Here is a 22,627-nt window from a genome sequence, read left to right on the forward strand (position 1 = left end):
TCCTTGGCAAACACCACTCACGAACTGGCTGCAAGTTTTGCCGAAGAATGGTTAATCCTTCCTTTCGATTGTGCCGAAATGCAAGGTAGTACAGGGTTTTCGCGCGGTGATGGTTTTAAAATCCCGTCACTAGAGCCTTGAATCTGCTGAAATTTCTCCGGCATTACGCTACGGCAAGCGAAAACTGCGGAATCGCTGCTTCGTTCAAGGATTGTTGCCGCGCGGCGACATGGATGGGGTGAGATCGCCGATGAAATCACCGATTCCCGGCCGCTTCAGGGCGCGGAAGGCGAGCGGGCGGCAGAGATCCATCGCCGCGATTCCAATGCGGGCGGTCATCAGGCCGTTGATGACGCCTTCGCCCAGTCGTGCCGAGAGCTTCGAGGCCAGCCCGTGGCCGAGCACCTGCTGGACGAGGCTGTCGCCAACGGCGATCGAGCCCGTGACGGCCAGATGCGCCAGCACGTCACGCAACAGACGGAACATGCCGAGCGTGCCGGGCCGGCCGCCGTAAAGCTCGGCCATGGCACGGATAAGACGCACCGCCTCGTAGAGCACGTAGAGCAGGTCGACGATGGCGCGCGGGCTGACGGCGGTGACGATCGAGACGCGCTTGGAGGCGTTGACGATGAGCGCGCGGGCCTTGCGGTCGAGGGGAGCGAGCAGTTCGCGTTCGGCAAGCGCAATCAGATGCGGGGGATCGATGACCTCGCCCTCGGTCGCCTTCAGCGTCGCGCGGCCCTTCGCCGTCTCCGGATTGGCGGAAAGGAGCGTGGTAAGGCGTGCGACGACGGCGCGCGCCTTCACTGGTCGGGTTTCGAGCATCGCCGCGTCTGCCTCGGCCTTAATCGTCTGGACGGCGGCAAGGCGCATCATGCCTGATGTTTCGCGGATGACGAGGGCCAGCACGGCAAGGATGCCGACTGCGAGCACGGCAAGGGCGGCATAGCCTAACCAGTCGGCGCGGGTGAAGAGATCGCGGATCAGGCTATCGGTCCAGAGGCCGATGGCGAGGGATAGCAGAATGCCAAAGGCGCCGGCGGCGATCTTGCCGAAGGAGGTCCGCCGCTTGCGCGGCGCGGCAACCGGAACCGCGCTCAGATCCTTGTCGGGATTGAGGAAGGGATCGTCTTCATCAGGCGTCACGACGATATGCTCCGAGAAGCTTTCCGGCTTGCGCCGCTCACCTCCTTGCCGGCCGTTGTCACGCCGCTCGGTGGCTTCGTCCTCATAGATGAAGGCGGCGGGCGCGCGGCGCGGCGGATCGGACGGGGGCTTGCTCATGCGAGACGGTCTCCGAACAGGAACTGCATGGCGCGGTCGAGGCGGATATGGGGCACCGACAGCTTGATGCCGCCGCCGGTTTCTTCGAGATGCGGCGGGCGGAACCTGACGACGTTGACATCGGGCAGCTGCAGGCCGGTCTCGCCCGAGGCGATGCGGTCGAATAGGCTTTCCGGATCCTCCGGCAGGTCGCCGGGGAAAATCGCGGTCTTTCTCTCACCGTCGAAACGCTCGCCGGCGATGGTTTCGCCCTCCATCGGCGTGCCGACGATGACCGGCAGTTCATGGCCGTCGCGCTTGACAGTCGCTTCGCGGGTGGCGCGCACGGACGCAAGCGCCATGACGTCGATGCCGGCGCCGGCCATGCCGATGCGGTCGATGGCGCGATCCACCAGGCGGCGGGTCAGAGCATCGAGCCGGTCGTGGCTTTCATGGTGAAGGTGATCGGCCTTGGTGGCGGCGACCAGCACGCGGTCGATGCGGCGCCCGAGCAGCGAGGAGAGCAGCGAATTCGTACCGGGGCGGAAACAGGCGAGCACGTCGGTCAGCGCGCGTTCCAGATCCTGCACGGCTTCAGGGCCGCGGTTCATCGCCTGCAGCGCATCGACCAGGACGATCTGGCGGTCGAGTCGGGCGAAATGTTCGCGGAAGAAAGGTTTGACGACGACGGATTTATAGGCCTCGTAGCGCCGCTCCATCATCGTCCAGAGCGAGCCACGGCCGGGACGGCCGTCCGGCGGCAGAGCCAGCGGCGCGAAGGTCAACGCCGGCGAGCCGTCGAGATCGCCGGGCAGGAGCAGACGGCCAGGCGGCAGGGTGGAAAGCGAGCGTTCGTCGGCTTTGCAGGCTTTGAGATAATCGGCAAAAGCGGTGGCGAGGTCGCGGGCGACCATCTCGTCGGCGCCGGCATGGATATCGGCGGCGCGCGTTCGCGCCAGCCACTGGCTCGACAGTTCTGAGCGGACGCCGGTTTCGGCAAGCGCAATCGTTTCCTCGCTGAACGTGCGATAATCCTTGCCGAGCAGCGGCAGGTCGAGCAGCCATTCGCCGGGATAATCGACGATATCGATCGACAGGCGGCCGGGCGAAAACAACCGGTTCCAGCCGCTGGCGCTTTGATAATCCAGGGTGATGCGCAGTTCGGATATGGCGCGGGTCGAATCCGGCCAGATACGGTCCTTCACCAGCGCGCGGATATGGTCCTCGTACTGGAAGCGCGGCACGGCATCATCCGGCTGCGGTTCCAGCCGCACCGCCGAGACGCGGCCGGATTGGACCGGCTCGAACAGCGGCAGTCGGCCGCCATGCAGCAGATTGTGGACCAGCGAGGAGATGAAGACCGTCTTGCCGGAGCGGGAGAGGCCGGTAACGCCGAGCCGCACGGTCGGATTGACGAGACCACTCGCCCGGTCGGCGAGATTGTCGAAGGCGATGCGGGCGTCATCGGCAAAAGATGTCAGGCGTGGCGGCAAGGCGCAATTCCGGTTGGTGACTGCCCCGCAATATAGGGAGGGCGCGCCGCCCGCAAAAGAAGCGGCGCTAGAGCATTTCCTTTTTTCTTCGAATCACGGAAATGCTCTACTTCCTTGTTTTTTCGCAATTCCCGGCAAAAGCGCGTCGCGCTTTGCCTGGCAAACCGCGGCAAACTTTTGCTGGAATTGCTCTAGTCTTCAGACGACGACGAAATCGGTGAGGCGCCAGACGGCGGCGGAAGCGTCGTAATCGACGACGGCAAGGCCTACCGTCGGGAAGCCGCCGGGAAGGGCGCTTACCATCGCCTCATGACCGATCAGCGCCTCCAGCGCCTGCTCCATGGTCGGATTGTGGCCGACCAGCATGACGGCCGCCTCATCCTGGGCATCGATGATCTCGAGATAGGTATCGACCGTGGCGTTATAGAGCGCGTCGACATAACGAACCTCGAGCGTAAGGCCCATCGCCCGGTACACCGCATCGGCGGTATCGCGGCAGCGCAGCGCCGTAGAACTGATCAGAAGATCGGGACGGTAGCCCTTGTCGGCGGCCTTATCGGCGATGATCTCGGCATCGCCAAAGCCCTTTTCGTTGAGCGGCCGGTCAAAATCGCGCTGTCCGGGTTCCGCCCAGGCGGCCTCGGCGTGGCGCAGGAGATAGATGCGGTTGGGCGGAGGCAGGGGTACGGTCATGGGCAAATCCAAGATCCAGCGGGCCTTTTCAGTAGCGGTTGCAATCGGCCGGCGTCAACCGTCCGCGCTGCTCCAGCTGCCCAAAACGCGGCTGACAACACGGCCTTTTGAAGGCGAAGCAAAAAACGCAAGCCGGAATAATGATGAGAAAATAGTCTGTTAGCCGAAAACTGTGACAGATTTAAAAATCTGTTTACCTGTCGTATTTGGCTTGAATCGCGACTAGCGCTTGGGATATACACCCCGCCAGATGAGATGTTCTTCAGGAGAATCGCGTTGAGTGAGAAGATCGATCTTAGCAATTACGTTCCCTCGGAAGAGGAAGAGTTCATGAACGTAAACCAGCGCGCCTATTTCAGGGCCAAGCTGGTTGCATGGAGAAATGATATCCTTAGAGAAGCGCGTGAGACACTCGACCATCTGGCCGAGGAAAGCGCAAACCATCCCGACCTCGCCGACCGGGCGTCATCGGAAACAGATCGGGCGATCGAACTTCGCGCCCGTGATCGCCAGAGAAAGCTGATTTCGAAGATCGACGCGGCAATGCAGCGCATCGACGACGGCACCTACGGCTATTGCGAGGAAACCGGTGAACCGATCGGCCTCAAGCGTCTCGACGCCCGCCCTATCGCGACACTGTCGATCGAAGCGCAGGAGCGTCACGAACGCCGCGAAAAGGTCTATCGCGACGAATGAGAGTTTTCATGCAGGCATGAAAGCAAAATAGGCGCCGCGATCAGATCGCGGCGCCTTTTACAATTACGGTGAACTTCCGGTCGCCACAGACCTCCACCATTGCTCCCGGCCGGTCTCGGCGGTGGCGTCGACTGCAACCCTGGTGCCGTTCTTGATCCGCCGCCGCAAAACGTCTGCTCGATTCGAATCCGTCCGCAGCAGACCACTATCGTGAAGAGCCTGTAGCCGGGTGCGCGAAACTTGCAACTCGGACGCCAGCAGACGGTCGAGGCGCGTGCTTGTTGGAACCGGGACGATCAGTTCGATTTCCAGTCTCGTCCAGTTGGCAATTTCCTGCTGCATCTCTTTTGCGATTTCAAATTCGGCAAACTCGTCGACACGCTGCGACTTGTGCCTGAGAGCCTCGAGGTTGAACGCTTCTGCCCGGATCCAATCTGGATCGTTGGACTGCAACGCCTCGAGGACTGCGGGATCGATGTCGCGAACATTGCGGCGCTCGAAGATCGGACGGTTCCACGTCTTTTCGCAGGTCGAGCATTTGTAGATAAGCCAGGCATCGAGCTTGCGGCCATTGGCGTTGAGCCGGATCTTGTCACTGCATCGGAAAGCTCTGAAGCCCCCGCAGCCGCTGCATACAATCCAGGGCTGGGGCGCTGTTTTCGGCAAAATGGTCCATCGGACCCGAAGGGTATTGCACATATCGTGTTGGTCTTCCGTTCGGAAGTCCACCAGGATGATGCGTGAGAAAGCCCTTGCGGGCGCGGTGTGGCGATGTTCTGGGCGGCGGAAGAGCTGAGACAGCGGAGCTGCACATGGCACATGTCAACAATGCCAAACCGGTCTCTCGCCACCACCCGATGAACATGTTCATACGCCGTCAGCGTGTCGCTGTCCGGCAGTACGGGTGAAACTGGAGTGAGACCGGTATTTACTTAGGCAAAGTATGACCTCGATGCGCCAACGCTCTTCAACCGGAGCGATAACAAATTATCAGCACAAGATGGAGTCCCTTGACGCATAGGGAACTGAAAGTCGCCGCATTGCGGCTTTTATGCAACTTGGTGATGAAGGAAGGTCGGAAGTGCGTTTCCGCTCACTTGTCGCGCCCGGTCACTTGGCGCGCCCGCTCACTTGTCGCGATTGACGCTCATCTCGCCGAAGATGCGGGCGACTTCCTTTTGCAGATCGGTATCGGCGCCGGTGATCGGGGCCATTTCCGGATCGCGGCGCGGCAGGTTTCCGGGTTGCTGCGCTCCGGGCCGAGGCGCCTGGTTTGCCGGCGCCGGCACGATGCGTTCGGCCGTCAGATTGTTCGACATTTCCTGTTCCAGCACCCGCTGGAAATCAAGACGGCTCGCTGCTGCCGACTGCGCAGCCGAATCGTCTTCGGCGCTACCCGGTGCGGCACGTGTGGCCGCCGGCATGTCCTTGACAGGCGGGGCGGAGACTTCGGGTTCGATGCGCTGCTGCGGCAGCACGCGCTGGCGGGCGGCATCGAGGATCTCGGCGGCACTTGAGGTATCGTGGAACGGTGCGGGCTGCGCGGCAGGGGGAACGACGGGACGCTCCAGCGGGCGCGGCTGGGGCGGGACGGCGCGCAGAGGATTGTCCCGTTCGGCCGACAGCGGAGCAGTCACCGGCTCTGCCGGAAGAGGGCTCGTGACCACCGGGGGCGCCACGGCAGGCTGAGCTGGCGGTTGCGCCGGCGGTTCTGGGCGCGGGCGCGGCTCCGGCGAAACCGGCGCGGAGAAAGAGGGCTCGGCGGCCGGCTCAACACGGGCTGCGACCGGCGGGCGCGGTGGCGAGACCGGCGGCGTTTCAGGCCGCGCGACGGATATCGGACGCTGCTCGACGGGCTGCGGGCGGATGGCGCTGTCCGGCTGCTCGGCCGCCGCGGGCAGGATGCGGCTTTCGATGACGATATCGCTCGGGCCGCCGATCATGATCAGGTGCTCGACGTCGTCGCGGCGCACCAGCACCAGCCGGCGACGGGCATCGACGGCTGCGGCATCCAGCACCTGCAGGCGGGGCTGGCGGTTGCGGCCGCCGCGCACGAAGGGCGAGGGCGCCCGGCTGCGGATCACCCAGAGCACGATGATGAGCAGGAGAAGCGCCAGACCGACGCCACCGGCCGCAAGCAGGAAACGGCTGCCATAAGCTCCGACAACATCATCCAACATAGTCACTTACTCCATTTCGCATTCGGCACATATTGACGACTTTTCCGTTCCTTAGGCAAGGGCCGCCGGTGCTGTCCAGTCACGGGAGAACGCGATTTCGTGTTCCGCTGCTTGGCACCCGGCGACCTTGCGCACGGGTGGCAGCGTTGGACTTCTGGGGCAGATGGCGCTGTTGCCTGTGAATTCAAGCAGTCTTGCCGGCCAGCGGTGTTTTTGCCGACGCGGCAAATTGCTAAGAAGGAAAGAGTGCCTGATTCCTGCTTCGTGTTCGTGCTACGAAGCGGTAGGGTTTATGTGAGGAATATATGACGAAACCGCGTCAGGCCGACGACTATAACGCACCGCTTGTGGATCGTGGGGGGCGTTCTGGCACGGTCTTGCGCATTCTTCTGCTGGCGCTCGTGCTGATTGCTGCTGCCGGCGCCTTCGTCTTCTTCAAAAAATCGCTCGACAACGAGGTCGTGCTTGGCGGTCTCGGCGTGCTCGCCATGGTCGGCATCTTCTTCCTGGTGTCTTCGGTCATCGGCTTCATCGAAGTGATGCCGCAGCGCCAGTCCGACAGCCTGGCGCGCGCCTTCCTCAACAGCCATCCCGACGGCACGCTGATCACCGACGAAAAAGGCCGGATCATCTATGCCAATGCCGCCTATGGCGCGCTGACCGGCGCGCGCAAGGCGACCGAGGTGCAGACGCTGGAAACGCTGTTGTCGCGCCACCGCGAATCCAACGAGGCGCTCTACAGGCTGGTCAACGGCCTGCGCGAGGGCAAGGAAGGCCGGGAGGAATTTCGCCTGCTGCGCGCCGTCGGGCCTGGCAGCAACAGCTCCGGCGCGCATTGGTACCGGCTGAAGGCGCGGCTGCTGCAGCCGGAGGAAAACGGTGGCAAGCCGCTGCAGATCTGGCAGATCACCGACATCACCACGGAGCGCGACGACCAGGAGCGCTTCTTCAAGGAATTGCAGAACGCGATCGATTATCTCGACCACGCGCCGGCCGGCTTCTTTTCCGCCGGCAGGAAGGGCGAGATCTTCTACCTGAATGCGACGCTTGCCGAATGGCTGGGCCTCGACCTCACCAAGTTCGTGCCGGGCTCGATGACGATCGGCGACGTCGTGGCGGGCGAGGGACTGGCGCTGATCCAGTCGGTGCAGGCCGAACCGGGTCTCAAGAAGACCGTGACGCTCGATCTCGACCTGCGCAAGAGCAACGGCCAGAGCCTGCCGGTGCAGATCGTCCACAGCGTCACCTCGATGCGCGACGGCGCACCCGGCGAAAGCCGGACGATCGTGCTGGCGCGTGAAAAGAGCGATGCCGGCGGCCAGTCCGCTTCGGCCGCCGCCATGCGCTTCACGCGCTTCTTCAACAATACGCCGATGGCGATCGCCTCGGTCGACGGCAACGGGCGCATCCTGCGGACCAACGCGCCGTTCCTGAAGATGTTCTCCGGCGTCGTCTCGCGCGACGATCTCGAAAAGGCGCCGCATCTTGAAACCATCGTGCAGGAGAGCGACCGGCCACAGCTGGCCGCGGCGCTGGCGGCGGCCAAAGACCGCCAGGGCGACATCGCGCCCCTCGACACCCGCACACCGACCGACGAGGCGCGCTATTTCCGCTTCTATGTCAATGCCGTCATCGACCAGAGCGACGAGGCGCCAGAGGAGGCGGCGATCGTCTATGCCGTCGAGGTGACCGAGCAGAAGGCGCTGGAAGCACAGATGGCGCAGACGCAGAAGATGAATGCTGTGGGAACGCTCGCCGGCGGCATCGCGCATGATTTCAACAACGTGCTGACGGCGATCCTGCTTTCCTCCGACCACCTGCTGCTGCAGGCGCGGCCGGCCGATGCCAGTTTCGCCGACCTGATAGAGATCAAACGCAACGCCAACCGCGCCGCCGTGCTGGTGCGCCAGCTGCTCGCCTTCTCGCGCAAGCAGACGATGCGGCCCTCGGTGCTGAACCTTACCGATGTCGTCGGCGACCTGCGCATGCTGGTCGACCGGCTGCTTTCCGGCACCAATGTCAAGCTCGACGTGCAATATGGCCGCGACCTCTGGCCTGTCAAAACAGACCTTTCGCAGTTCGAGCAAGTGCTGATCAATCTCTGCGTCAATGCGCGCGACGCGATGCCCGAGGGTGGCACGCTGACACTGCGCACCCGCAATCTGACCGCCGCCGAGGTCTCGGCCTTCAACTATTCCTACATGCCGGCCGAGGACATGGTGCTCGTCGAAGTCGCCGATAACGGCACCGGCATCGCGCCCGAGATCATGGACAAGATCTTCGAGCCGTTCTTCACCACCAAGGATGTCGGCAAGGGCACGGGACTTGGCCTCGCCATGGTCTATGGCATCGTCAAACAGTCGGGCGGCTACATCCAGCCGGAATCCGAAGTCGGCAAGGGCACGACCTTCCGCGTCTTCCTGCCGCGCCACATTCCGGAGCCGGCGGTGGCCGCCGAAGCAGGCTCGATCGATGGCGCCATCGCCGGGGCCGAAGTGGTGCCGCTGCCGGTATCGCGGCAGCAGCCGGAGGACCTGACGGGATCGGCCGTCATTCTTCTTGTCGAGGACGAGGAGGCGGTGCGCCGCGGTGGCAAGCGCATGCTGGAAACGCGCGGCTACACCGTGCACGAGGCGGGCTCGGGCGTCGAGGCGCTGGCCATCTTGGAAGAACTCGACGGCAAGGTCGATATCGTCGTTTCCGACGTCGTCATGCCCGAAATGGACGGCCCGACGCTGCTGCGCGAACTGCGCAAGACCTATCCAGATATGAAATTCATCTTCGTCTCAGGTTATGCCGAAGATGCCTTTGCCCGCAATCTGCCGCCGGAGGCGAAATTCGGCTTCCTCCCGAAGCCGTTTTCGCTGAAGCAGCTCGCCGTCGTCGTCAAGGAGACGTTGGACGGGTGAGTTGGGGAAGGTTGTGCCGTGCCACACCCCCCTCTGCCCTGCCGGGCATCTCCCCCACAAGGAGGGAGATCGGATGGGCGCACCGGCTTCCCCAACCAAGTATCTATTGCAGTTCGGCGAAACGTTGATGTGATGCGAAGGTTTCGCCGCTTGTCATCTCCCCACCTGTGGGGAGACGCCCGGCAGGGCAGAGGGGGCTGGAACGGCACCACCTATCTGGAAAGGCGATTCCGGCCGGCCCCGTCAATCCTCATTCACCCAGCGCCACCGCAATCTCAGCGGCAAGCCGCGCGTTGTTCTCGACGAGCGCGATGTTGGTCTTCAGGCTCTGGCCATCCGTCAGGTCGAAGATGGTCGACAGAAGATAGGGTGTGACCGCCTTGCCGGTGACTTCGTCGCGCTCGGCGCTGTCGAGCGCTCGCTCGATATAGATTTCCATCTCCTCGCGCGCGATCTCGTCGGCCTCGAGCACGGGGTTGGCGACGAGCATGCCGCCGTCGATGCCGAGTTGTTCGCGCACCCTCTGGAAGTTGGCGATGGCGGCCGGGCTGTTCAGCGACAGCGGGCTGCGGATGCCCGAGGAGCGCGACCAGAAAGCGGGGAATTCCTCGCTCTCATAGGTGACGACAGGCACGCCGCGGGTTTCCAGCACTTCCAGCGTCTTTGGAATATCGAGGATCGCCTTTGCGCCGGCGCAGACGACGATGACGCCGGTGCGAGCGAGCTCCTCGAGATCGGCTGATATATCGAAGCTTTCCTCGGCGCCGCGGTGCACGCCGCCGATGCCGCCTGTGGCAAAGACGCGGATGCCGGCGCGCGCCGCCGCGATCATCGTGGCCGCGACCGTGGTGGCGCCGGTGCGGCGTTCGGCGATGGCGAAGGCGAGATCGGCGCGCGACACCTTCATCACTTCGGTCGCCTTGGCGAGTTGCTCCAGTTCCGCAGCTTCAAGGCCGATATGCAGCGTGCCGTGAATGACGGCGATCGTTGCCGGCACAGCACCCTGTTCGCGAATGATCGCCTCGACGCTGCGGGCCATCTCGATATTGCCGGGATAGGGCATGCCGTGGGTGATGATGGTCGATTCCAGCGCCACCAGCGGCGCGCCGCGCTGCTTGGCGCTGGCGACTTCCTTCGAATAGGCGATCGGCAGAAGAGGGGAGATGGGCTTGGTCATGGTCTTGTCCTGTGATCGACAGAGCATGATGCCGAAAGTGTGAGCGGTTTTCCGACGACATCATGCTCAACTATTTATTTAGCCGCTTCAATGCAGAATTCTGACCTTGGGAACAAGGGCAAGCGCCTCATTCAGCAGATCGGGCGTCAGATTTTCGTTGACGGCATGCCGCGACTGGACGGTCAGCGTGGCAGCCGCGGTGCCGTGGCGAACGGCTTCTTCGAGCGGCAGGCCTGATATCAAGGCGGCGAGCGTGCCGGCCGCAAGTGAATCGCCGGCACCGGTGACATCGGCGACGGTCTCGGCGATCGGCGGCTGCAGCGTTACGGCGCGGCCCTCGCAAAGCGCGACGAGCTCGCGCCGGCCGCGGGTGACGACGGCGTTCCGGATGCCGATCTGGTTCAGCAAAGGTGGCCAGCCGGCGGCGTCTTCCGGCCGGTCACCGGCAAGTGCGGCAGCTTCAGCCTCATTCAGGAACAGGTAGTCGATATCGCCGATGCAGGGTTTCAGCCTGACGACCTTGGCCGGCGAGATCGCGATTGCCGCAACGGGCTTGGCTAGCGAACGTGCCTTTGCGACGATCGCCGCGATCGTCTCTTCCGGCAGGTTGGCGTCGAAGAGGATGAAATCATGCGCGGCGAAGGCCTCCCGCACCCAGCGGATGGAGAGACGCCGCGGCACGAAGAAGCGGTAAAGATCCATGTCGGCAAGGGCGATCACCAGATTGCCGTCCTTCTCGATGATCGCCGTGTAGCTCGGCGTCTTGCGGTCGAGGAAGACGAAGGGCCGGTCGTCGATGCCAGCGAAATCGGCAGCTTCTCCGACCGTCTCGCCCATCGGATCGCCGCCGCGCGGCGAGATCATCGTCACCTGAAAACCGAGCCTTGCCAGGTTGCGCGCCGCATTGAAGCCACCGCCACCCGGCTCCTCGAACCAGGTGCCGGGATTGCTGGCGCCAGGCGCCGTCTCGCCGGAGATACGGCCGCGCCGATCGATATGGGCGCCGCCGAGAACAAGAATCTTTTTCTTCATCCGAGCCGCTCTCCCGATGCCCGAAAGACGAATCGATGCGGTGCGCCTTGCGCCGTTCGTGCCAGCACTTCAAACCTAAGTCGTTGCTTTTCATCGATAAAACAAATACAGAACACGGGTCGTTTTACCTTTTTCTTTCAATTATTTGATCGCCTATTGCGAAAATGGAACAAATAGGGTACAAACTCGACATTGCTAGAGCGGCTTCAATAACCTAAAGGTGGATCGGATGTCTCAGAATTCATTGCGGCTGGTAGAGGACAAATCGGTGGACAAAAGCAAGGCGCTTGAAGCGGCACTCTCACAGATAGAGCGGTCGTTCGGCAAGGGCTCGATCATGAAACTCGGCTCCAACGAGAATGTTGTCGAGATCGAGACGATCTCGACCGGCTCGCTTGGTCTCGATATTGCACTCGGCGTTGGTGGCCTGCCGAGGGGCCGCATCATCGAAATCTACGGGCCGGAAAGCTCCGGTAAGACGACGCTTGCATTGCAGACGATTGCCGAAGCGCAGAAGAAGGGTGGCATCTGCGCCTTCGTCGATGCCGAACATGCGCTCGATCCCGTCTATGCCCGCAAGCTTGGCGTCGATCTGCAGAACCTTTTGATCTCGCAGCCCGATACCGGCGAGCAGGCGCTCGAAATCACCGATACGCTGGTGCGCTCGGGCGCCGTCGACGTTCTCGTCGTCGACTCGGTTGCGGCACTGACGCCGCGCGCCGAAATCGAAGGCGAGATGGGCGACAGCCTTCCCGGCCTGCAGGCGCGACTGATGAGCCAGGCGCTGCGCAAGCTCACCGCTTCGATCTCGAAGTCGAACACCATGGTGATCTTCATCAACCAGATCCGCATGAAGATCGGCGTCATGTTCGGCTCGCCGGAAACGACGACGGGCGGCAATGCGCTGAAGTTCTATGCTTCCGTGCGCCTCGACATCCGCCGCATCGGCGCGGTCAAGGAGCGCGAAGAGGTGATCGGCAACCAGACCCGCGTCAAGGTCGTCAAGAACAAGATGGCGCCGCCCTTCAAGCAGGTCGAGTTCGACATCATGTATGGCGAGGGTGTTTCCAAGACCGGCGAACTGGTCGATCTCGGCGTCAAGGCCGGCATCGTCGAGAAGTCGGGCGCCTGGTTCTCCTATAACAGCCAGCGCCTCGGCCAGGGCCGAGAAAACGCCAAGACCTTCCTGCGCGACAATCCGGATCTCGCCCGCGAGATCGAACTGTCGCTGCGCCAGAATGCCGGCCTGATCGCCGACCGCTTCCTGCAGAATGGCGGACCGGACCCCGATGACGGCGATGGCGATGCCACTGCGGAAATGTAATTTTCGCGCCTAAACTCATCGAACAGTTCCAACCGGCCGCATTCCTGATGAGAATGCGGCCGGTTTTGTTTGTCTGCTGGACAGCGGCGGGGGTGAACGTTAAAAGCCGATGAATTTAAATTACCTGCCTCCGGCAGCATTGAAGGGCATAGCATGAGCGGTGTGAACGATATCCGGTCGACCTTCCTCGACTATTTCAAGAAGAACGGCCATGAGATCGTTCCGTCGAGCCCGCTCGTGCCGCGCAACGACCCGACGCTGATGTTCACCAATGCCGGCATGGTGCAGTTCAAGAACGTCTTCACCGGCCTCGAAAAGCGTCCCTATTCGACGGCGACGTCTTCGCAGAAATGCGTGCGAGCCGGCGGCAAGCACAACGACCTCGACAATGTCGGTTATACTGCCCGCCACCTGACCTTCTTCGAGATGCTCGGCAACTTCTCCTTCGGCGACTATTTCAAGGAGAATGCGATCGAGCTTGCCTGGAAGCTCGTCACCGAAGGCTTCGACCTTCCGAAGAACCGCCTGCTGGTGACCGTCTATTCCGAGGATGAAGAAGCTGCGACGCTGTGGAAGAAGATCGCCGGCTTTTCCGACGACAAGATCATCCGCATCCCGACCTCTGACAATTTCTGGCAGATGGGCGATACCGGCCCCTGCGGCCCGTGCTCGGAAATCTTCATCGACCAGGGTGAGAATGTTTGGGGCGGCCCTCCGGGCTCACCGGAGGAAGATGGCGACCGGTTCCTGGAATTCTGGAACCTCGTCTTCATGCAGTTCGAGCAGACCGAGCCTGGCGTTCGCAACCCGCTGCCCCGCCCGTCGATCGATACCGGCATGGGACTGGAGCGCATGGCCTGCATTCTGCAGGGTGTTCAGAGCGTGTTCGACACCGATCTCTTCCGCACGCTGATCGGCACCATCGAGGACACGATGGGCGTCAAGGCGGAGGGCAGCGCCAGCCACCGCGTCATCGCCGACCATCTGCGCTCCTCGGCCTTCCTGATCGCCGACGGCGTGCTTCCGTCGAATGAGGGCCGCGGTTATGTGCTGCGCCGCATCATGCGCCGCGCCATGCGCCATGCGCAGTTGCTCGGCGCCAAGGAGCCGCTGGTCTACAAGCTGCTGCCGACGCTGGTGCAGCAGATGGGCCGCGCCTATCCGGAACTGGTGCGCGCCGAGGCGTTGATCTCGGAAACGCTGAAGCTGGAGGAAAACCGCTTCCGCAAGACGCTGGAACGCGGCCTGTCGCTTCTGTCGGACGCGACGACGGATCTTTCCAAGGGCGATATGCTGGATGGTGAGACCGCCTTCAAGCTTTACGACACCTACGGCTTCCCGCTGGATCTGACGCAGGATGCACTGCGTGCCCGTGAGATCGGCGTCGACATCTCCGGCTTCACCGATGCGATGCAGCGCCAGAAGGCCGAAGCCCGCTCGCACTGGGCCGGTTCCGGCGAGAAGGCGACGGAAACCGTCTGGTTCGAGCTTAGGGAAAAACACGGAGCCACCGAATTCCTCGGCTACGATACCGAGACTGCCGAGGGTGTCGTGCAGGCAATCGTCAAGGACGGCGCTGTCGCTGCCGAGGCGTCGGCCGGCGACAAGGTGCAGATCGTCGTCAGCCAGACGCCGTTCTACGGCGAATCCGGCGGCCAGATGGGCGATACCGGCGTGATTTCGTCCGACCACGGCAAGATCGAGATTTCAGATACGCAGAAGAGGGGCGAAGGCCTGTTCGTGCATCAGGGTACTGTCGTCGACGGCGTGTTCAAGGACGGCGATGCGGTCGTGCTGACGGTCGATCATGCCCGCCGTTCGCGGCTGCGCGCCAACCATTCTGCGACCCACCTGCTACATGAGGCGCTGCGCGAAGTGCTCGGCACCCATGTTGCCCAGAAGGGCTCGCTGGTCGCGCCCGAGCGCCTGCGCTTCGACGTTTCGCATCCGAAGCCGATGTCGGCCGAGGAACTGAAGATCGTCGAGGATATGGCAAACGAGATCGTGCTGCAGAATTCGCCGGTTACAACGCGGCTGATGAGCGTCGACGATGCGATCGCCGAAGGCGCGATGGCGCTGTTCGGTGAAAAATACGGCGATGAAGTCCGCGTCGTAGCGATGGGCGAGGGCGTGCGTGGCGCCAAGGCCGGCAAAGCCTATTCGATCGAACTCTGCGGCGGCACGCATGTCGGGGCCACCGGCCAGATCGGCCTGATCCGCGTTCTCGGCGAAAGTGCCGTCGGCGCCGGCGTTCGCCGTATCGAGGCCGTCACCGGCGAATCGGCGCGGGAATATCTCGCCGAACAGGACGAACGCGTAAAGACGCTTGCCGCCTCGCTGAAGGTGCAGCCGGGCGAAGTGCTGTCGCGTGTCGAAGCGCTGATGGACGAGCGCCGCAAGCTCGAAAAGGAACTGGCTGACGCCAAGCGCAAACTCGCCATGGGCGGCGGGCAGGGCGGTTCGGTCGATGCCGTGCGCGAAGTCGCCGGCGTCAAGTTCCTCGGCAAGGCGATTTCGGGCGTCGACCCCAAAGATTTGAAAGGTCTTGCCGATGACGGCAAGACCAGCATCGGGTCCGGCGTCGTTGCCCTCGTCGGCGTGTCCGACGACGGCAAGGCAAGTGCTGTCGTGGCGGTGACACCGGATCTCGTGCAGCGCTACAGCGCCGTCGATCTCGTCCGCATCGCATCTGCCGCCCTCGGCGGCAAGGGCGGCGGCGGCCGCCCCGATATGGCGCAGGCCGGCGGCCCCGACGGATCGAAAGCCGATGAAGCGATCGAGGCAGTTGCCGTAGCACTTGCCGGCTGAACTGCCGCCTGACAACAGTTTGATATTCAAACCGGCTGCGAGATCACGGATTTCGCAGCCGGTTTTGTTTTCAGCGGCCGTGGTCACTCGATGTTCAGTTTCGCGGCTGCAACGCCAGGCGGCAGGCGAGCCCGGTGAAGACCGTTGCCAGAATGTATTGCGGCAACTTCGGGAAACGGCTCGCCGATTGGAGTCTCGAACGGATCGTGCTTCCGAGGAAAATCACGGCGCCGTTCACGACGAGGCCGATGCCGTTCAGGATGCTTGCAAGTATCAGCATCTGCACCGTCAGCGATCCGGCTGACGCATTCACGAATTGCGGAAAGAGCGCCATGACGAAGAGCGCCATCTTCGGATTGAGCAGATTGGTGGCAAGGCCCGCAAAGAAGATACGCCGGCCCGACAGTCGCTTCAGCGTCGATGCCGGCTGAAAGGCGGCGCCTTCCGAGCGGACCGTCTTGTAGGCGAGATAGAGAAGATAGCAACAGCCGGCCCAGCGCACCGTCTCATAGGCGGCCGGCACGGTCATGAAGAGCTGCGACAGCCCAAAGGCTGCGGCAAGGGCGTGGCAATAGGTGCCGAGCGCGATGCCGGCATAGGTCAGGAAACCGGCAGCGCGTCCCTGGCTGATGCTGCGGGAGGCGATCAGCAGCATGTCGGGACCGGGCGTGGCGGTCAGCACCAGCGCCGCGGCGGCAAAGAGTATTAATGTTGAAAAATCCGGCATCTATCATTCCTCTTGGGTTCGAGCCGGAATTCCGGTTTACGCAGGATTCGCCGGAGGGGCAAGTCAGCAGGATTTGTCAAATCGGGTTATGGTTCTCTGCGGTCGATCAATTTGCACGAGGTTCCGACATGAATGGCGAAACGGCATGGGCACTTTATGAAAACCGTCTGAGACGGGTTTCGGCCTATATTCACGACCACCTCGACGAGGAGCTGGATATGGGGCGCCTTGCCGAGATCGCCTGCATGTCGAGCTATCACTGGCACAGGATCTACCGGGCGATTTACGGCGAGACGCTGGCGGCCACCGTCAAGCGGCTCAGGCTGCATCGTGCGGCGGGCGAGATCGTCCGCACGGAGCTTGCCGTCAGCGAAATTGCGAAGCGATCAGGCTATCCCAATCTCCAATCCTTCAATCGTATCTTCAAGTCGGTCTACGGCATGCCGCCGGCCCGCTATCGGAAAGAGGGAAGCCACACAGCCTTCGAACCCTCACCTAACGGAAAGACCAAAGCCATGTTAGACGTTACCATACGCGAGATCGGGTCGATCGAGTTGATCGGCGTTGCCCATACCGGCTCCTACATGCAGATCGACAAGGCCTTCGAGACGCTGTTCGGCACGCTTTATGCCCGCGGCCTCGCCAAGCCCGACATGCGGATGATCGGCGTCTATCTCGACGATCCCGATCTTGTGCCGGAGGAAAAGCTGCGCTCGATAGCCTGCGTCACCGGCGCTGCCGAAGTGCCGGCCGCGACACCCTTCGAGCGGCGCACGATCGACGGCGGCGATTATGCGGTGCTGCGCCACAAGGGTCCCTATGCCGACATGTCCAAGTCCTATCAGTGGCTCTTTGCCGAATGGCTGCCGAAATCCGGCCGGCAGTTGAAGGACAGGGTCATGTTCGAGGAATATCTCAACAATCCGCGCGAGGTGTCGCCGACCGAGCTTCTGACGGATATTCACATGCCGCTTGTCTAAAGTCGTCGATCGGGGGCACGGCGGATCTGCCGCGTCCTGGAATTTTCAAGCGGCCTGCATGGTCTTGATGGCTTCGTCATCAAGGGCGTTCGCCCGTTTGTAGGCCTCGCGCTCGCTGATGCGGCCGACATAATCGAGGAATGCCTGGCGTCTTTCGATGCCGCCGAAGCCGATGCCCCAGCCGATATGGGAGCCGACATAGACGTCGGCGGCGGTGAAACGCTCGCCGGTGATGTAGGTCGAAGCGGAGACGGCTTTCTCGAGCGTGTCCATGACGTTGCCGAAACTGCCGCAGCCGGCCATGCGCAGCCGCTCTTTCGGAATTTCGAAGCCGAGAGCCTTCATCGTCACCGCCGATTCGAGCGGACCGGCGGCAAAAAACATCCAGCGGTAATAGCGGGCGCGCTCCTCCGGCCTCGGCGCCAGCGCCTTTTCTGGGAAGGTCTCGGCCAGATAGGCGCAGATCGCCGCGCATTCGGTGACGATGGTGTCGCCGTGGCGGATTGCCGGCACCTTGCCCATCGGATTGACCGCGAGATATTCCGGCGCCTTCATGGTTTCGCCGAAGGTCAGGAGTTCGGTGCGGTAGGGCTGGCCGATCTCCTCCAGCATCCAGCGCGCGATGCGGCCGCGCGACATCGGGTTCGTATAGAATACCAATTCTTCGGTCATGACGTCCTCCTCGTGTTGCCGTTATTGGGTCCCACGGAATCAATAGCGCAGCGATGGCCGCCTGCAAGTCCCGACCGTTAGAGCGCCTTGCGATATTGGATGAAGCCCGAGCGCTCGGCGATCCTGTCATAGAGCCGGCGGGCCGTTGCATTTGTCTCGTGGGTCATCCAGTAGAGCCTGCCTGCGCCGTTGGCGCGGGCGAGGTCGGCCACGGCCTCGATCAAAGCGGCCCCGGTGCCGAGCCCGCGCTGGCTGTTTTCGACATAGAGATCCTGCAGATAGCAGGTCCATTGCGGCAGCCAGCAGGAACGGTGAAAGATGGCATGGACGATGCCGACAAGATGGCCGTCTTCGTCGAAGGCGCCGAGCGCATGCATCGGTTCGTCAGCATCGTGGAAGCGAGCCCAGGTGAGATCTGTGGTTTCGGGCGGGATGACCACTTCGTAGAAGCGCTGATAGGCCTCCCACAGGGGTTCCCAAGCGGCGCGGTCCGAGGATTCAAGCGGTCGCAGGATGGCCGTCATCGGTTCATTCTCCCAAAATGAAAACGGCGGGGAAATCCCCGCCGTTTCGATGTTATCTTGGAAAGGCCGGCTTACGCCATGGCCTTCTGCAGGTTCTGATCGATCTTGTCGAGGAAGGCGGTGGTCGAGAGCCACGGCTGGTCGGGGCCGATCAAGAGCGCCAGGTCCTTGGTCATGAAACCGGATTCGACGGTGTCGACGCAGACCTTTTCGAGCGTTGCGGCGAAGCGGGCAAGCTCGGCATTGTCGTCGAGCTTGGCGCGATGCGCCAGGCCGCGGGTCCAGGCGAAGATCGAGGCGATCGAGTTGGTCGAGGTTTCCTGGCCCTTCTGGTGCTGGCGGTAGTGGCGGGTGACCGTGCCGTGAGCGGCTTCGGCTTCGACCGTCTTGCCGTCGGGCGTGAGCAGAACCGAGGTCATCAGGCCGAGAGAGCCGAAGCCCTGGGCGACGGTATCGGACTGGACGTCGCCGTCATAGTTCTTGCAGGCCCAGACATAGCCGCCCGACCACTTGAGCGCCGAGGCGACCATGTCGTCGATCAGGCGGTGTTCGTAGGTGATGCCGGCTTCCTTGAACTGATCCTTGAATTCGGTCTCGTAGACTTCTTCGAAAATGTCCTTGAAGCGGCCGTCATAAGCCTTGAGGATGGTGTTCTTGGTCGACAGATAGACCGGCCACTTGCGCATCAGACCGTACATCATCGAGGCGCGGGCGAATTCGCGGATCGACTCGTCGAGATTGTACATGGCCATGGCAACGCCGGCGCCCGGTGCGTTGAAGACTTCCCTCTCGATGACGGTGCCGTCTTCGCCGACGAACTTGATCGTCAGCTTGCCCTTGCCGGGGAACTTGAAATCGGTGGCGCGGTACTGGTCGCCGAAGGCGTGGCGGCCGACGACGATCGGCTTGGTCCAGCCGGGAACGAGGCGCGGCACGTTCTTGCAGATGATCGGCTCGCGGAAGATGACGCCGCCGAGGATGTTGCGAATCGTGCCGTTCGGGCTCTTCCACATTTCCTTGAGGTTGAATTCCTTGACGCGGGCCTCATCCGGCGTGATCGTCGCGCACTTGATGCCGACGCCGTACTTCTTGATGGCGTTGGCGGCATCGACGGTGACCTGGTCGTTGGTGGCGTCGCGGTTTTCGACCGAGAGGTCGAAATAGTCGATGTCGAGGTCGAGATACGGATGGATCAGCTTATCCTTGATGAGCTGCCAGATGATGCGCGTCATTTCATCGCCGTCGAGATCGGCGACGGGATTGGCGACCTTGATCTTGTTCATGTATCTGCCTCGTTCGAGCTTCAATGGGGACCGGCGTCCCGGGTGGGTGATGTGATGAGGAGCGCTATAGCATTGTGATCAGGGAACGCAAAGCTGCAAGGGGCTCGACAATGCGTTTTTGCCACCATTGCCAAGCGCCGGAAATTGGCTAGTGTCCGCCTCGATCTGCCGCCCCGGACATTCGACCATGAAGACAATCGCCGTTGTTATCGCAAGCCTTATCGCCTTTTCCGGCATCGGCCATGCCGCCGACATTACCGCTCCCGTGAAGGAGATCATGGAGGCGACCAAGAGCAACTGGGCCGACAATAACAGCGACTGGACCGACATCTTCGATGCGAGCCGGCTCGACCATCTCTACAGCCGCGATTTCGTCGCGAGATACCAGGCGGCGGCACAGTTTCCTGCCGTCGACGACGACGGCATTTCGCCCTTCGACTACGACGTCATCGTCAACGGCCAGGATGCCTGCCCGCTGGAGGATCTGACGATGGCGGCAGCGCCTGTGGTCGACGGCGTGGCTGAGGTGACAGTGCGCTTCCGAAAGTCCGCCTGCTCGGATGCGCCCGATGCCAAGGACTATACGACCGTTCATTTTCTGGTGGTCGATGAAGGCGGCAAGCCCGTCATCGACGATATCGTCACCGAGAATATCGAAACGCAGGCGCGCGATTCCCTGAAGGCGACGATGGCGCTGATTGCCAAGGGCCAATAGGCGCGCGACATTCGAGAGCATCGGGATTCGATCGTGATCTTGTTCTCTGGCGGTTTGATTTCCGCTCGTGCGGCGGTATCTGTCGATCTGGGCAGCATGAGGGGCTCTTGCACTTGTTTTCCGGTTTTCAGTTCCGCGACTGGCTGCTTGCCAACGATCCGGCGCTTTCGCGCCTGCGCATGGCTTCGCGGGTGACGCTGACGATCGTCCTCTCCTTCACCATCCTGTTCGCCATCCAGATGTTCATCGTGCCGTTGCCGACGGCGGCCTTCGGCCTCGGCATCGTGCTGTCGATCGAGGGCGGGGTGGCGGTGCGTGACAAGGGCAATTCGCGACAATTGGTGACGCGGCTCTTCGGTTGCGTCGCAAGCCTCGGCGTCGTCGCCATCGCGGCGGGCCTCGAGGATCGCCGTTTTCTCTCCGATCTCGTCTTCCTGGTGGTGATCGCGCTCGCATCGGCAGGCCGCGTGTTCGGGCCGCGCGGTTTTGCGATCGGCATGTTCGCCTTCACCTCCTATTTCATGGGGTCCTATTTCCGGCCTTCTCTTGCCGAGCTGCCTGATGTGGCGATCGGCCCCGTCGTCTCGGTGCTCGTCGGCCATCTGGTGAGAGCTGTGCTCCTGCCGGACGACTGGCGGCGCGACCTGCTGCGCTCACTCGAAAGCGTGCGCGGCCGGATCAACCAGATCCTTTTCAAGCTCGCCGCCCTTGCCGGTGGCGCCGAGATCGGCGAAGCCGACCGGCAGGAGCTGCGCCAGCTGGAAGACCGGCTGAAGGAAGTGGTGCTGATGGCGGAGACCTTTATTCCACGCCCGCCCGGCGGGGTTTTCGATGCCACCGCCGATCCCGCCGCAGAGCTGGCGATCCGGCTCTTCGATGCGCATCTTGCCGCCGAGAGCGCGATAGTGCTGAGCTTCCAGAGCCCGCCGCCCTTTGCGCTCGTCCATGCGGTGATCGAGGCGGATGCAGCCGAACTTGCACCTTATAGTGCCATGGCGGAAGCCATCAAGGACGAGCCGCAGGGCGAAACCGTGCGGGCGCTTCTCTGGCTCGGCGAGGCGCGGCAGCAGCTGACGCAGGCGATCGGCGAGGGGCAGGCCTCCGGTTTTGCCGGCATCGATGCCGTCAAGGACACTGCGCAGCCTGAAAGGATCGACTTTTCCTTTGCCAATCCGTTGCTGCGCTCGGCACTGCAGATCACGCTGGCCTCGGCGCTCGCCATGGGCTTCGGCCTGCTTCTGTCGCGCGACCGCTGGTTCTGGGCGGTGCTTGCCGCCTTCCTGGTCTTCACCAACACCAATTCGCGCGGCGACACGGCGACGAAAGCGCTGTCGCGCTCGTTGGGCACGGTGTTCGGGATCGCCATCGGCCTCCTGCTGGCGACGCTGATTTCGGGTGAGCCTGTCATCGCCATTCCGGTCGCCGGCATCTGCATCTTCCTCGCTTTCTATTTCCTGCAGGTCTCCTACGCGACGATGACCTTTTTCATCTCGATCGTGCTCTGCCTGGTCTACGGCATGACCGGGGTGCTGACGCTCGATCTCCTGCAGCTGCGCATCGGGGAGACCTTGATCGGCGCGGTGGCCGGAACGGCGGTCGCCTTCCTGGTCTTTCCGGCACGCACGCGCGGCGCGCTGGATGCGGCACTCGCCCGTTGGTTTCAGGCGCTGGACGAGTTGTTGAGCGCGATCGGCGAAGGCAGGAGCGGTTTTGCGCTGATTACGCTATCGCAGAAGATCGATGCCTGCTACCGCGACGTAACGGTGGCGGCGCGGCCGCTCGGCTCGTCCTGGTCGGTGGTGACGCGGCCGGGCCAGATCCGCCAGACGCTGGCGATCTTCCTCTCCTGCACCTATTGGGCGCGCATCCTGGCGAAGAGCTACGCGGCATCGGCCGAGGCCGACGAGCTGAAGAGGCTGATCGCGTCGGATCTGGCGCTGATGAAGGATGCGGCCCCGCGCGGCTCGACCTGTTTCTTCATCGAGCGCAAGACATCGCGGACGACAGGGCGGCACCTGCCGCTGTCGCGCGAAGGGGCCAGACTCGGGCTCGAAATGATCGGTTCGGCGCTGGAAAGGCTCTATCCGCAGGCTGATGTCTTGCCGTTTGCGCCGGGCGAGGTTATTGCGCGCTCGAAACAGGGATAGAACC

At 62.6% G+C, this 22,627-nt stretch carries 18 protein-coding genes; 7 read left to right on the forward strand and 11 right to left on the reverse strand.

Annotated features, from left to right (window positions below; genetic code table 11):
- Positions 1-204: 204 nt before the first annotated feature.
- The 3 genes from GR198_RS04635 to GR198_RS04645 form a co-directional block, all read right to left on the reverse strand.
- On the reverse strand, positions 205-1,284 hold the full coding sequence (locus tag GR198_RS04635; RefSeq protein WP_029875471.1) for a YcjF family protein: 1,080 nt from the start codon (positions 1,282-1,284) through the stop codon (positions 205-207).
- Positions 1,281-2,756 carry a YcjX family protein gene (locus tag GR198_RS04640; protein ID WP_164051930.1) on the reverse strand — a complete coding sequence of 492 codons (1,476 nt, stop codon included), beginning with the start codon at positions 2,754-2,756 and terminating at the stop codon, positions 1,281-1,283. The genes GR198_RS04635 and GR198_RS04640 overlap by 4 nt, the downstream gene beginning before the upstream one ends.
- A gap of 198 nt (positions 2,757-2,954) precedes the next feature.
- Positions 2,955-3,449: a SixA phosphatase family protein gene (locus tag GR198_RS04645; protein ID WP_164067648.1), complete on the reverse strand. Its 495-nt coding sequence runs from the start codon at positions 3,447-3,449 to the stop codon at positions 2,955-2,957.
- A gap of 276 nt (positions 3,450-3,725) precedes the next feature.
- Between GR198_RS04645 and dksA the strand changes: the two genes are divergently transcribed.
- The gene (gene dksA, locus GR198_RS04650; RefSeq protein ID WP_003559816.1) at positions 3,726-4,145 is read left to right on the forward strand and encodes an RNA polymerase-binding protein DksA; all 420 of its coding nucleotides are present in this window, start codon (positions 3,726-3,728) and stop codon (positions 4,143-4,145) included.
- Positions 4,146-4,208: 63 nt separating this feature from the next.
- Here dksA and GR198_RS04655 read toward each other — a convergent pair whose 3' ends face one another.
- Together GR198_RS04655 and GR198_RS04660 are read right to left on the reverse strand one after the other, a co-directional pair.
- Positions 4,209-4,844 carry a DUF1062 domain-containing protein gene (locus GR198_RS04655; protein WP_204337023.1) on the reverse strand — a complete coding sequence of 212 codons (636 nt, stop codon included), beginning with the start codon at positions 4,842-4,844 and terminating at the stop codon, positions 4,209-4,211.
- Between the two features lie 428 nt (positions 4,845-5,272).
- A complete protein-coding gene (locus GR198_RS04660; protein ID WP_164067652.1) occupies positions 5,273-6,331 on the reverse strand; it encodes a flagellar biosynthetic protein FliO in 1,059 nt (352 codons plus the stop codon).
- A 299-nt stretch (positions 6,332-6,630) separates the two neighbouring features.
- Between GR198_RS04660 and cckA the strand changes: the two genes are divergently transcribed.
- Positions 6,631-9,234, forward strand: a complete 2,604-nt coding sequence (gene cckA / locus GR198_RS04665; protein WP_164045821.1) for a cell cycle histidine kinase CckA — start codon at positions 6,631-6,633, stop codon at positions 9,232-9,234.
- A 250-nt stretch (positions 9,235-9,484) separates the two neighbouring features.
- Here cckA and GR198_RS04670 read toward each other — a convergent pair whose 3' ends face one another.
- Both GR198_RS04670 and GR198_RS04675 read right to left on the reverse strand, forming a co-directional pair.
- Positions 9,485-10,411, reverse strand: a complete 927-nt coding sequence (locus GR198_RS04670; RefSeq protein WP_164045820.1) for a pseudouridine-5'-phosphate glycosidase — start codon at positions 10,409-10,411, stop codon at positions 9,485-9,487.
- Positions 10,412-10,498: 87 nt separating this feature from the next.
- On the reverse strand, positions 10,499-11,443 hold the full coding sequence (locus GR198_RS04675; protein ID WP_164051934.1) for a carbohydrate kinase family protein: 945 nt from the start codon (positions 11,441-11,443) through the stop codon (positions 10,499-10,501).
- Between the two features lie 229 nt (positions 11,444-11,672).
- Here GR198_RS04675 and recA point away from each other — a divergent pair, with 229 nt between their 5' ends.
- Both recA and alaS read left to right on the forward strand, forming a co-directional pair.
- Positions 11,673-12,767 (forward strand): recombinase RecA, encoded by a 1,095-nt coding sequence (gene recA / locus GR198_RS04680; RefSeq protein ID WP_003540131.1) that lies wholly within the window; start codon positions 11,673-11,675, stop codon positions 12,765-12,767.
- A gap of 153 nt (positions 12,768-12,920) precedes the next feature.
- On the forward strand, positions 12,921-15,575 hold the full coding sequence (alaS, locus tag GR198_RS04685) for an alanine--tRNA ligase (RefSeq protein ID WP_164067654.1): 2,655 nt from the start codon (positions 12,921-12,923) through the stop codon (positions 15,573-15,575).
- Positions 15,576-15,669: 94 nt separating this feature from the next.
- Here the strand turns inward: alaS and GR198_RS04690 are convergent, their stop codons facing one another.
- A complete protein-coding gene (locus GR198_RS04690; protein ID WP_164067656.1) occupies positions 15,670-16,302 on the reverse strand; it encodes a LysE family translocator in 633 nt (210 codons plus the stop codon).
- Between the two features lie 128 nt (positions 16,303-16,430).
- Here GR198_RS04690 and GR198_RS04695 point away from each other — a divergent pair, with 128 nt between their 5' ends.
- Positions 16,431-17,282, forward strand: coding sequence for an AraC family transcriptional regulator (locus tag GR198_RS04695; protein ID WP_164067658.1), 852 nt, complete (start codon positions 16,431-16,433; stop codon positions 17,280-17,282).
- Positions 17,283-17,327: 45 nt separating this feature from the next.
- Here GR198_RS04695 and GR198_RS04700 read toward each other — a convergent pair whose 3' ends face one another.
- From GR198_RS04700 to GR198_RS04710, 3 genes are all read right to left on the reverse strand, one after another.
- Positions 17,328-17,954, reverse strand: a complete 627-nt coding sequence (locus GR198_RS04700) for a glutathione S-transferase family protein (protein WP_018492944.1) — start codon at positions 17,952-17,954, stop codon at positions 17,328-17,330.
- Positions 17,955-18,031: 77 nt separating this feature from the next.
- Entirely contained in the window at positions 18,032-18,478 is a 447-nt protein-coding gene (locus GR198_RS04705; RefSeq protein WP_164067660.1) for a GNAT family N-acetyltransferase, read from the reverse strand.
- Between the two features lie 71 nt (positions 18,479-18,549).
- On the reverse strand, positions 18,550-19,761 hold the full coding sequence (locus GR198_RS04710) for an NADP-dependent isocitrate dehydrogenase (RefSeq protein WP_003540122.1): 1,212 nt from the start codon (positions 19,759-19,761) through the stop codon (positions 18,550-18,552).
- 187 nt (positions 19,762-19,948) lie between these two features.
- On the opposite strand from GR198_RS04710, the gene GR198_RS04715 reads away from it, so the two are divergent.
- Both GR198_RS04715 and GR198_RS04720 read left to right on the forward strand, forming a co-directional pair.
- Entirely contained in the window at positions 19,949-20,476 is a 528-nt protein-coding gene (locus GR198_RS04715; RefSeq protein ID WP_164067662.1) for a hypothetical protein, read from the forward strand.
- A gap of 107 nt (positions 20,477-20,583) precedes the next feature.
- Positions 20,584-22,623 carry an FUSC family protein gene (locus GR198_RS04720; RefSeq protein ID WP_164067664.1) on the forward strand — a complete coding sequence of 680 codons (2,040 nt, stop codon included), beginning with the start codon at positions 20,584-20,586 and terminating at the stop codon, positions 22,621-22,623.
- Positions 22,624-22,627: the final 4 nt, after the last annotated feature.

Source organism: Rhizobium leguminosarum (genome assembly GCF_010668065.1).
Classification (GTDB): domain Bacteria; phylum Pseudomonadota; class Alphaproteobacteria; order Rhizobiales; family Rhizobiaceae; genus Rhizobium; species Rhizobium leguminosarum_S.

Coding starts and splice junctions, on each gene's coding strand:
- GR198_RS04635 (WP_029875471.1), bottom strand. CDS start 1,284: ATGAGCAAGCCCCCGTCCGATCCGCCGCGCCGCGCGCCCGCCGCCTTC.
- GR198_RS04645 (WP_164067648.1), bottom strand. CDS start 3,449: ATGACCGTACCCCTGCCTCCGCCCAACCGCATCTATCTCCTGCGCCAC.
- GR198_RS04655 (WP_204337023.1), bottom strand. CDS start 4,844: ATGTGCAATACCCTTCGGGTCCGATGGACCATTTTGCCGAAAACAGCG.
- cckA (WP_164045821.1), top strand. CDS start 6,631: ATGACGAAACCGCGTCAGGCCGACGACTATAACGCACCGCTTGTGGAT.
- GR198_RS04670 (WP_164045820.1), bottom strand. CDS start 10,411: ATGACCAAGCCCATCTCCCCTCTTCTGCCGATCGCCTATTCGAAGGAA.
- GR198_RS04675 (WP_164051934.1), bottom strand. CDS start 11,443: ATGAAGAAAAAGATTCTTGTTCTCGGCGGCGCCCATATCGATCGGCGC.
- recA (WP_003540131.1), top strand. CDS start 11,673: ATGTCTCAGAATTCATTGCGGCTGGTAGAGGACAAATCGGTGGACAAA.
- alaS (WP_164067654.1), top strand. CDS start 12,921: ATGAGCGGTGTGAACGATATCCGGTCGACCTTCCTCGACTATTTCAAG.
- GR198_RS04690 (WP_164067656.1), bottom strand. CDS start 16,302: ATGCCGGATTTTTCAACATTAATACTCTTTGCCGCCGCGGCGCTGGTG.
- GR198_RS04695 (WP_164067658.1), top strand. CDS start 16,431: ATGAATGGCGAAACGGCATGGGCACTTTATGAAAACCGTCTGAGACGG.
- GR198_RS04700 (WP_018492944.1), bottom strand. CDS start 17,954: ATGACCGAAGAATTGGTATTCTATACGAACCCGATGTCGCGCGGCCGC.
- GR198_RS04705 (WP_164067660.1), bottom strand. CDS start 18,478: ATGACGGCCATCCTGCGACCGCTTGAATCCTCGGACCGCGCCGCTTGG.
- GR198_RS04710 (WP_003540122.1), bottom strand. CDS start 19,761: ATGAACAAGATCAAGGTCGCCAATCCCGTCGCCGATCTCGACGGCGAT.
- GR198_RS04715 (WP_164067662.1), top strand. CDS start 19,949: ATGAAGACAATCGCCGTTGTTATCGCAAGCCTTATCGCCTTTTCCGGC.